This is a genomic window from Methylomonas sp. BG-2 (assembly GCF_057766305.1).
Genome location: NZ_JBYMAP010000356.1, coordinates 1 through 2,804, shown reverse-complemented (window position 1 = coordinate 2,804; position 2,804 = coordinate 1). Strand labels below are relative to the sequence as shown.

Genomic DNA, 2,804 nt, shown 5'->3' with positions numbered 1-2,804 from the left:
GGGGGTGCTTGCCTCCGTGCGCGGCGCGAAAGGCGGCTATTGTTTGGCCAGGGAACCGGAGCGGATTTCGGTGGCTACCGTAATCAGCGCCTTGGAGGGGCCGATTGCTTTGACCGAATGTACCGTGTCGCATAAGGGCTGCGATCAAGCCAGCGGTTGTCGAATTCAAGGCCGGTGGCATCTCCTGAATGATCGGGTTGCCCAGGCGTTGGAGTCCGTCTCGCTAGCCGACATGATCGTACCGTTCAAGCCGCCCGAAGAAGTCACGATACCCGTGAGCCGTTTATTCCGTTAAATCAGCGAGAGTGTCCATGTCCGCAACCGCCCAAGAAATCGAACAACTGATCAGCCAGGAATACAAGCAAGGCTTCGTGACCGAGCTGGAAGCCGATACGTTTCCGCCGGGATTGGACGAAGACGTGATTCGTCGTTTGTCCAAGGTCAAACAAGAACCGGAATTCATGCTGGAATACCGGCTGAAGGCGTTTCGCCATTGGCAAACCATGAGCGAGCCCGATTGGGCGCAGCTCAAAATCGATCCCATCGACTATCAAGCCATCAGTTATTACTCGGCGCCGAAGTCCAAAAAAGACAAGCCTAAAAGTCTGGACGAAGTCGATCCGGAGTTGCTGGATACTTATAAAAAGCTCGGGATTCCGTTGGACGAACAAGAACGGCTGGCCGGCATCGCCGTCGATGCGGTATTCGACAGCGTTTCGGTTGCCACCACCTTCAAGGGCAAATTGAAAGAAGCCGGCGTGATTTTTTGCCCGATTTCCGAAGCCCTGCGGGAGTACCCGGAACTGGTCAAACAGTACCTCGGCACGGTGGTGCCGGTGGGCGATAATTTCTTTGCGGCGTTAAATTCGGCCGTGTTTACCGACGGTTCCTTCGTTTACATTCCCAAAGGCGTGCGCTGCCCGATGGAATTGTCCACTTACTTTAGAATCAACGCGGCCAACACCGGTCAATTCGAGCGTACGCTGATCATCGCCGACGAAGGTTCGCATGTCTCTTATTTGGAAGGTTGCACCGCGCCGATGCGGGACGAAAACCAACTGCACGCGGCGGTGGTTGAATTGGTCGCATTGGACAATGCCCAGATCAAATATTCGACGGTGCAAAACTGGTATCCGGGCGATAAGGACGGCGTCGGCGGTATTTACAACTTCGTCACCAAGCGCGCTGAGTGCCGCGGGCGCAATTCCAAAGTGTCGTGGACCCAGGTCGAAACCGGCTCGGCGATCACCTGGAAATACCCGAGCTGCGTGCTGCTGGGCGACGATTCGGTTGGCGAGTTTTACTCGGTGGCGCTGACCAACAACCTGCAACAAGCCGATACCGGTACCAAGATGATCCACATCGGCAAAAACACCCGCAGCACGATTGTTTCAAAAGGGATTTCCGCCGGCAAGGCGCAAAACACCTATCGCGGCTTGGTCAAGGTCGCCAAATCTGCCGAAAACGCCCGTAACCATACCCAGTGCGATTCCTTGCTGGTCGGCGACCGCTGCGGTGCGCACACCTTTCCGTATGTAGAAGTTAAACAGCCCTCGGCCCAGGTCGAACACGAAGCCACGACATCCAAAATCAGCGAAGATCAATTGTTCTTTTGTCAGCAGCGCGGTTTGTCGGCCGAAGACGCGGTGTCGATGATTGTGAACGGATTTTGTAAGGAAGTATTCAAGGAATTGCCGATGGAGTTTGCGGTCGAGGCGCAAGCTTTGTTGGGGATTAGTTTGGAAGGGGCGGTTGGTTAGTCGATTTGCGTAGGTTGGGTTAGCGAAGCGTAACCCAACGCGTCGGCGTTTGATTTGTGGTGTCGCTAACGCGACGGCTTTAATTTAATGTCGGGTCTTGGCCCGACAGCCGAGGCGCTTTCTTTATGAATGGTCAAAAGAAAGTATTTTTATGGTTCCCACGCTCCGGCGTGGGAAAGTAGCGTCGGACGCTCCTGCGTCCTGATGCAGACGAGAGGGTTTGGGGTTTTGTGTCGCTATCGCGACGGGGTGTTAGAAGTCGGGTTTCGGCCCGACAGCCGAGGTACTTTCTTTTGATTGGCCAAAAGCAAGTATTTTTATGGCTCCCACGCTCCGGCGTGGGAACGTAGCGTCGGACGCTCCTGCGTCCTGGCGCCAGACGAGATGGTTTGAGGTTTTGCGTCGCTATCGCGAAGGGTGTTTAGAAGTCGGGTTTCGGCCCGACAGCCGAGATACTTTTCTTTGCTTGTCCAAAGAAAAGTACCCAAAAGAAACGACACCCCATGCCGCTTGGTTCCTGCGCTCCTGCGGGTTTGAGCGGGGTTTTCGGAAGGGCTGTCCTAGCCCTCCGAAAACGCGCGGCATCCCTGCCGCGCCCCTGTCGGGCAGAACCGCTCAAACCCTCCGGTGCTCGGCGCGGCAACAGGGGAATAAAACCCTTCTACTCGATAAGATTGAATTGATTAGCTCTAGGTAATGTAAATTAATTGTTGAAAACATATGTCCAATAGTTCGAGTAACAATCAATCACTTTTTCATTACACTAATGAAGCTGGACTTTTTGGTATTCTTGAAACTCAATGCATTTGGGCAACGCATTACAAATTTTTGAATGACTCAACTGAATTGGTTTTTTATGAAGAGCTGTTAATTTCTCGAATGGCTCGTGACTTGAGAGAGTGTCAAACAAAAGCTTTAGATAATGATGAAGACTTTAATAAAATTGCAAAACTAATTTGGAAAGAAATAAAACCTTTATTTGCCAAAGATGATTGCTATGTTGCATCGTTTTGTAAGACTAGTGATTCCTATGTTCAGGAAAAT

3 protein-coding genes are annotated in these 2,804 nt (G+C 52.2%); all 3 read left to right on the top strand.

The features are described from left to right. Positions 1-295, top strand: a 295-nt coding sequence (locus tag AC3B8H_RS20040) for an RrF2 family transcriptional regulator (RefSeq protein WP_488443285.1), incomplete at its 5' end; no start/stop codon positions are given. Between the two features lie 16 nt (positions 296-311). Then, complete coding sequence (gene sufB / locus AC3B8H_RS20035; protein WP_488443284.1) at positions 312-1,760, top strand: Fe-S cluster assembly protein SufB; 1,449 nt, start codon at positions 312-314, stop codon at positions 1,758-1,760. 720 nt (positions 1,761-2,480) lie between these two features. Next, positions 2,481-2,804: hypothetical protein (locus tag AC3B8H_RS20030; RefSeq protein ID WP_488443283.1), on the top strand; the 324-nt coding region annotated here is incomplete at its 3' end.